A 6,688-nucleotide genomic window follows, 5' to 3' on the forward strand; every position below is an offset into this window, starting at 1 on the left:
GCCCACATCACCTATCTGTCCGAGCCGGCCCTGCAGCGGAAGTTCGRCCGCGAGCTGCAGCGCGACGGCCTGTCGTGGGGCTTCGACGCCGACTTCCAGGTGGAGAGCTATCTGCGCCACCAGGGGGCCAGCTTCGTCGACCGCTTCGACGCCAACTCCTATCTCTACATCACCCGTGCGATGGATTATTTCGACCTGGCCGCCAGTCATGGCGGGGTGCTGGCCCAGGCCTTCGCGGGGGCTCGCCACGTGCGGTTCTGCGTGCTGTCGTTCACCAGCGACTGGCTCTATCCGACCGCCGAGAACCGCCACATCGTCCGCGCCCTGACCGCCGCCGGATGTCGCGCCGCCTTTGTCGAGATCGAGAGCGACAAGGGCCACGACGCCTTCCTGCTGGACGAGCCGGTGATGGACGCGGCGCTGCAGGGCTTCCTCAGCTCGGTGGAACGCGAGCGGAGCCTGCCAAAATGATCCGCGAAGACTTCAAGGAGATCCTGCGCCTGGTGCGGCCGGGATCCCGCGTGCTGGACGTCGGCTGCGGCGAGGGCGTGCTGCTGGATCTGCTGACCCAGGAAAAGCAGGTCGACGGCCGAGGGCTGGAGATCAGCGCCGAGGGCGTGGCGGCCTGCATGTCGCGCGGCCTGTCGGTGGTGCAGGGCGACGCCGACCAGGACCTCGACCATTTCCCCGACCGCACCTTCGACTACGCGGTGCTGTCCCAGACCCTGCAGGCCACGCGCCGGCCCCGCCATGTGCTGGACGAGCTGCTGCGGATCGCCGACCGGGCCGTGGTCTCGTTCCCGAACTTCGGCCACTGGCGCGTGCGCTGGTCGCTGCTGCACAGGGGACGGATGCCCGAGACCGAGGCCCTGCCCCTGCCGTGGTGGGCCACGCCCAACATCCACCTGTGCACCCTGGCCGACTTCCTGGCCCTGACCGAGGACCTGGACGTCCGCATCGACTCCTGCGCCGCCTTCGCGGGCGCCGGTCCCGCCCGGCAGATCGATCCGACCCGGACTCTCGAGAACTGGCGGGCCGAGAGCTGCCTGTTCATGCTCAGCCGCAATCCCACGTCGCAGCCGACGGAACCTCCAGCCCCCTCAGGCGATCTCTTCGACGGATGAAACTTCGCCTCATGACCTACAATGTCCACCGTTGCGTGGGCACGGATCGCAAGCTCGACGTCGAGCGCGTCGCCGAGGTCATCGCTGCGGAAAAACCCGACGTGGTGGCGCTTCAGGAACTGGACGTCCGCCGGGCCCGCACCAAGGGCGTGGACCAGGCTCACCGCCTGGCCGAACTGCTGAAGATGTCGTCGCACTTCCATCCCGCCATGACGGTGGAGGAAGAGCTCTACGGCGACGCCATCCTGACGGCCCTGCCGGAAAAGCTGGTCAAGGCCGACGGCCTGCCACTGTATAATCGTATCCCTGGGCTGGAACCGCGCGGCGCGATCTGGATCACGGTCGATGTCGGCGGCACGCCGGTGCAGATCATCAACACCCATCTGGGCCTAGTACCCCAGGAGCAGAAACGCCAAGCCGCCGCCCTGCTGGGCGAACAGTGGATGGCGCACGAGGACTGGAAGGCTCCGGGCATCTTGCTGKGCGACTTCAACGCCACGCCCTATTCGGCGACCTACCGACTGCTGAAGACCGCCCTTCGCGACGCCCAGACCCAGAGCCCCACCTGGAAGCGCACGCCGACCGCGACCTTCCCGTCGAACTTCCCGTTCATGCGGATCGACCACGTCTTCCTGACCAAGGGCCTGGAGACGGTCGGGGTGCGCTCGCCCTACGGCCCCCTGGCCCGCACGGCCTCGGACCACCTGCCGCTGGTGATCGACCTGGAGATCAGTCCTGCAGGTGACCCGGCAGAGTCGGGCTCTGATGATCGTCCATCAGGCGGTGCAGCTCGCACTTGAGGCGCTTGCGGCGACCCCAGGGCCGCCAGGCGTCGATGGGCGAGATGGCGTCGCCCAGGCTCCAGTCGGCGATGAACTGCTGCACGCCCGTCAGCGACTTGATCGGCACGGGCGCCAGGCGGCGCGGCTGGCCGCCCTTGCGATCCAGCTCGTGGATCGTCGCGGCCAAGCCGCCGAGCCGGCCATAGGTTTCCAGCACGTGCTCGGTCTCGTGGTCGAGGAAGTGGCCGATCAGCCTGCCCAGGAAGGCGCGAACCGCCGCGCGGCTGGTGTCGTCGGTTCCCTCGAAGGCGATGTCGCACTCGGTGTCGAGCCCGATCGAGCGATTGTTCAGATTGGCCGAGCCCAACCGCAGCATGCGGTCGTCCATGATCGCCACCTTGGAGTGGACGATGATCGCCGCGCCCTTGGGCGTCCGGGCGCTGAAGGCCGAGAAGCGGCCGTGGACGTCGATCTCACGCAGGCGGTTGATCGCCGAGGTGCGGGCGCTGTCCATGGTCATCCGGTCGAAATAGCTGGGGCTGTGGGCCGGCCCCACGGTGACGATCTCGGGTCCGTCCGGCTCGGCCAGCCGATCGGCCAGGGCTTCGACGATGATCGGCGAGGTCAGGTACTGGTTCTCGAGATAGATCAGCCGTTTGGCCGCCTTGATGCTGGCCAGGTGCATCAGCATCGTCTCGTTGATCTCGGGATCGGACTTCCAGGCCGGCTGGGTGCGGCAGATGCCGACGGGCGCATTGCGCAGGTCAGGGATCAGATAGTCCGGCCAGGGCGTCTCCTCGGCCTTCTCGGAACGCTCCAGCGCCTCGCCCGTCGATCGGGACCAGCGGGCGATGAACAGGTCGCCCAGGGCCTCGGCAGCCTTGCCGTCGACCATGGCCGCGACTTCGTGGCGAGCCGGATAGTGATGGCCCGTCGGCAGCCGGCGACGCGGATCGTTGTCCAGGTGCTGGGTGGTGTCCCAACGGTCGACGCCGATGTCGCCGCCGCTGACCAGAGCCACCGAGCCGTCGACCACGACCACCTTCTGGTGATGGCAGGCGCTGGCCGGCAGGGTGTTGTCCAGGTGGTACTTGACCCGCGAGCCGGCGAAGAACACCTGGCCGCGCTGGGGCCCGAACAGCTGCGAGGCGGCGATCGGGAACGGCATGTCCCAGACCAGGATCCGCACGTCGAGCCCGGGGTTCAGCGCCGCCTGCCGGCGCAGCAGCAGGCCGATGCGGTCCACGTGCTGGGGGTCGCGGCTCTTGCGAACCCGGTCGGGGTCCAGCCGGGTCAACGGGTCGAACACCCAGGCCAGGATCCAGATCGACTTCTTGGCGGACAGCAGGATCGACTTCAGGGCGTCGAACGCCTCGTCGTTGTCGATGAACAGCGCCAGCCGATCGGCCTGCTCGGTGCGCCAGCAGGTGACGCCGGGCCGCAGCAGCGAGGAGGAGATCAGCGAGGATGCGTCGTCGGCCATGTCGCCCCTTTGTGCCACGGAAATTCGTCAACGCACGGACCCATGTTATGGCTCCGCTTGGATAGAACCTTCGCACATGTTTGTTGGACGCTCATGACCGCCCAAACGCCTGCCCATCACGTCCTCGCCGACCGCAAGCGCCTGTGGGCTTTCTGGCTGGGCTGCCTGGTGGTGACGGCGGGCGTCGTGCTGCACCTGCCGATGTATTTGATGGGGGCCGACACCGGCTACCAGTTGGCCGGCATGAAGATGGACCTGGGCATGACCGTGGGCATGCTGATCATCCCGCCCGGTTGCGTCCTGGCCGGCTGGGGCCTGCTGCCCCGCCGCGGCGTCGACCATCACCTCGAGCACACGATCGAGGTCACCCCGCCCGAGGACGCGCCGCTGACCCTGGCGCACTGGGGCCTGATGCTGGTGCTGGTCGTGGCCCTGATCATCGACATCATGAAGCCCGCCAGCCTGGGCTTCGTGGTGCCCGGCATGATCAAGGAGTACGGGGTCAGCAAGGCCATGGTCGCCTGGCTGCCCTTCGCCGCCCTGAGCGGCACCGTGACCGGCTCGATCATCTGGGGCGCCCTGGCCGACGTCTTCGGGCGACGGGCCTCGATCCTGCTGTCGGCGGTGATGTTCGTCGGCACCTCGATCTGCGGGGCCATGCCCGATTTCTGGTGGAACGTGATCATGTGCTTCATGATGGGCGCGGCCGCCGGGGGCCTGCTGCCCGTCGTCTACGCCCTGCTGGCCGAGACCATGCCCTCCAAGCATCGCGGCTGGGCGCTGGTGCTGGTCGGCGGCCTGGGCGCCGTCGGCGGCTATCTGGCCTCGTCCGGCTGCTCGGCCTGGCTGCAGCCGGACTTCGGCTGGCGGATCATGTGGTTTCTCAACCTGCCGACCGGCCTGATCCTGATCGCCCTGTCGGGCTTCATCCCCGAGTCGGCGAAGTTCCTGGTGACCATCGGCCGAATCGACGCCGCCCACGCGGTGATGAAGCGGTTCGGATCCGTCGTCCGCGAAAAGGCCGACAACCCCGAGGATCACCACCACGTCCTGACCGCCCCGCCGGTCGAGCGGCGCTTCATCGGCAAGACCGCCGCCCTGAGCATCGCGGCGGTGGCCTGGGGCCTGGTCAATTTCGGCCTGCTGCTGTGGCTGCCGGCCGAGCTGGTCGCCGAGGGCCTCAGCGTCGGCGTCTCGAGCCAGTTGCTGGCCAAGTCGGCCCTGATCGCCTTCCCGACCGTCTTCGTCTGCGCCTTCCTCTACAGCCGCTGGAGCACCAAGTGGTCGCTGGCGGCGACGATCACGCTCAGCGCCTTGGGCGTGGCCGGCGTGCTGACCATCGGCCCCGGCGTCAGTCCGGTGCTGCCGGTCGCCCTGATGATCATCGGCACCAACGGCCTGCTGGCCATTCTGCTGCCCTATACCGCCGAGAGCTTCCCGCTGCGGATCCGCGGCCGGGCCACGGGCTGGGTCGCGGCGTGCAGCAAGTCGGGCGGACTGATCGCCCAGCTTCTGGGCATCCTGGCCGCCGTGCCGCCGTTGAAGGTCGCCGCCCTGATGATCATCGCGCCGCTCGCTCTGGCGCTGGTCCTGGTCTCGTGGTTCGGGACCGAGACGCGCGGACGGGATCTGCGGGAGCTGGAGGGGTAGGTCTACAAAATCCCACCAATCCCCGCCGTCATCCCGGGCMYAAGGCCCGGGATGACGATTCAAAAATGTAGATGATAGTAGGCTGGATCAGCCCGCGATCGCCGCGGCGTCGCGTTCGCCGGTGCGGATGCGCAGGGCCTGCTCCAGGTCCATCACGAACACCTTGCCGTCGCCGATCTTGCCGGTGTTGGCGGTGCGCTGCAGGGCCTCGACCACCGGCTCGACCACGTCGTTGGCCACGGCGATCTCCAACTTGACCTTCGGCAGCAGCTTCACCTCGTACTCGGCGCCGCGATAGACCTCGGTCTTGCCCTTCTGGCGGCCATAGCCGCGAACCTCGGTGACCGTCAGGCCCGACGCGCCCGCCTCGGTGACCGCTTCAAGCACGGCGTCCAGGCGGCTGGGCTTGATAATGGCGACGATCATCTTCATTGGCGCGGCTCCCGCTGATGACGGCTTGTTCTAGGACTTGAGGCTAGGCCCGGGAATCGATGGCTCCAAGGGCTTTGCGGCATTTAGAGTACGCGGCGCCTTTCGAACAGGCGCCGTCCTGACCGGAGCGGGGCCGCCCGGCGAGGGCGCGAGCACCCCCGGCGCGAACACCCGCACCCGCGCGCGGCTGCCGCGCGGCTTGACCGCGAAGGTCTGCTTGACGGCTTCCATCAGGATCAGACCGGCGAAGCGCGGCCACAGGCGGGCGCCCACCTGCTCGAACCCCTCGGCCCAGCGCGCCGCGACCGGCATGGGCGGTGCGTACAGCGCGCGGGTCCACCCGGCGGGTTCCAGGTCGGCCTCGCGCAGCAAGGCCTCCAACTGGTGGCGGCTGAACGGGCGACCATGGCCAAAGGGCGTGCTCTCGGCCCCGGCCCACAGGCCGTCGCGCGAGGCCACGGCGACGATCAGCCGGCCCGAGGGCGCCATCACCCGCCAGATCTCGCGCAGAACCGCGGCCGGGTCATCGGCCTCCTCCAGCGCGTGGACGGCCAGGATGCGGTCGAACATGGCGTTGGGGAACGGCAAGGCCGTCTCTTCGACCAGGGTCGCGGCGTTGGCCCCGCCGCTGGGCCAGACCTCGACGCCCTGGGTGGCCGGCATGGCCGCCACCACCCGGCGGGCCTGGGTGCGGGCCTTGTCGAGAAAGGGCGTGGCGTAGCCCAGGCCCAACACGTCCAGCCCACGCGCATCGCCCCAGGCTTCCTCGGTCTTGCGGCCCAGCATCTCGCGGGCCGCGCGTCCGAGCGGGCTGGCGTAGAAGGCTCTGAGATCGAGCACGTCGCGGCGCATTGAGTCTCCCGATCGATGGCTTCATCTATGTAGGCGGGCGGACCCGTCGCGTCACGTCCCACGCCCTGTCCGGAGTCGAGAGCATGTCGCTGACCGTCCACCAGTTTCCCTGCCTGTCGGACAATTACGGCTTTCTCGTGCGCGACGACGCCACCGGAAAGGTCGCGACGATCGACACGCCCGACGCCGACGCCATCCTGTCGGAGCTGGCCAAGCTGGGCTGGACGCTCGACCTGATCCTCAACACCCACTGGCATCCGGACCACGCCGGCGGCAATGCGGCGATCCAGGCGGCGACCGGCGCGACGATCGTCGGCCCCCAGGAGGTGACCCGCATCGCGCCGCTCGATCGCCCGGTCGTCCAG

Annotated in this window: 8 protein-coding genes; 5 read left to right on the forward strand and 3 right to left on the reverse strand. The window is 68.6% G+C overall.

Annotation, left to right across the window (positions count from 1 at the left end):
• The 3 genes from AC1DZ6_RS18785 to AC1DZ6_RS18795 all read left to right on the forward strand — a co-directional run.
• Positions 1-471 (forward strand): alpha/beta hydrolase family protein (locus tag AC1DZ6_RS18785; protein ID WP_477098662.1); only part of this gene is annotated, 471 nt, incomplete at its 5' end.
• Positions 468-1,124 (forward strand): methionine biosynthesis protein MetW, encoded by a 657-nt coding sequence (gene metW / locus AC1DZ6_RS18790; RefSeq protein ID WP_477098663.1) that lies wholly within the window; start codon positions 468-470, stop codon positions 1,122-1,124. The genes AC1DZ6_RS18785 and metW, both read left to right, overlap by 4 nt.
• Complete coding sequence (locus tag AC1DZ6_RS18795) at positions 1,121-1,924, forward strand: endonuclease/exonuclease/phosphatase family protein (protein WP_477098664.1); 804 nt, start codon at positions 1,121-1,123, stop codon at positions 1,922-1,924. Before metW ends, AC1DZ6_RS18795 begins: the two co-directional genes overlap by 4 nt.
• On the opposite strand, the gene AC1DZ6_RS18800 is transcribed toward AC1DZ6_RS18795, so the two are convergent.
• Positions 1,854-3,389 carry a phospholipase D-like domain-containing protein gene (locus tag AC1DZ6_RS18800; protein WP_477098665.1) on the reverse strand — a complete coding sequence of 512 codons (1,536 nt, stop codon included), beginning with the start codon at positions 3,387-3,389 and terminating at the stop codon, positions 1,854-1,856. The genes AC1DZ6_RS18795 and AC1DZ6_RS18800 overlap by 71 nt on opposite strands.
• Before the next feature lie 93 nt (positions 3,390-3,482).
• On the opposite strand from AC1DZ6_RS18800, the gene AC1DZ6_RS18805 reads away from it, so the two are divergent.
• The gene (locus AC1DZ6_RS18805; protein WP_477098666.1) at positions 3,483-5,039 is read left to right on the forward strand and encodes an MFS transporter; all 1,557 of its coding nucleotides are present in this window, start codon (positions 3,483-3,485) and stop codon (positions 5,037-5,039) included.
• An 87-nt stretch (positions 5,040-5,126) separates the two neighbouring features.
• On the opposite strand, the gene AC1DZ6_RS18810 is transcribed toward AC1DZ6_RS18805, so the two are convergent.
• Both AC1DZ6_RS18810 and AC1DZ6_RS18815 read right to left on the reverse strand, forming a co-directional pair.
• Positions 5,127-5,471, reverse strand: a complete 345-nt coding sequence (locus tag AC1DZ6_RS18810; RefSeq protein WP_477098667.1) for a P-II family nitrogen regulator — start codon at positions 5,469-5,471, stop codon at positions 5,127-5,129.
• Positions 5,472-5,501: 30 nt separating this feature from the next.
• Positions 5,502-6,323 (reverse strand): class I SAM-dependent methyltransferase, encoded by an 822-nt coding sequence (locus AC1DZ6_RS18815; RefSeq protein WP_477098668.1) that lies wholly within the window; start codon positions 6,321-6,323, stop codon positions 5,502-5,504.
• A gap of 83 nt (positions 6,324-6,406) precedes the next feature.
• On the opposite strand from AC1DZ6_RS18815, the gene AC1DZ6_RS18820 reads away from it, so the two are divergent.
• On the forward strand, positions 6,407-6,688 hold a 282-nt coding region (locus AC1DZ6_RS18820), incomplete at its 3' end, for an MBL fold metallo-hydrolase (protein ID WP_477098669.1).

The organism is Caulobacter sp. P1_B12_2 (assembly GCF_056406675.1).

Bases quoted from the DNA above. Each gene is read 5' to 3' on its own strand.
- metW (WP_477098663.1), top strand. From the start codon at position 468: ATGATCCGCGAAGACTTCAAGGAGATCCTGCGCCTGGTGCGGCCGGGA.
- AC1DZ6_RS18800 (WP_477098665.1), bottom strand. From the start codon at position 3,389: ATGGCCGACGACGCATCCTCGCTGATCTCCTCCTCGCTGCTGCGGCCC.
- AC1DZ6_RS18805 (WP_477098666.1), top strand. From the start codon at position 3,483: ATGACCGCCCAAACGCCTGCCCATCACGTCCTCGCCGACCGCAAGCGC.
- AC1DZ6_RS18810 (WP_477098667.1), bottom strand. From the start codon at position 5,471: ATGAAGATGATCGTCGCCATTATCAAGCCCAGCCGCCTGGACGCCGTG.
- AC1DZ6_RS18815 (WP_477098668.1), bottom strand. From the start codon at position 6,323: ATGCGCCGCGACGTGCTCGATCTCAGAGCCTTCTACGCCAGCCCGCTC.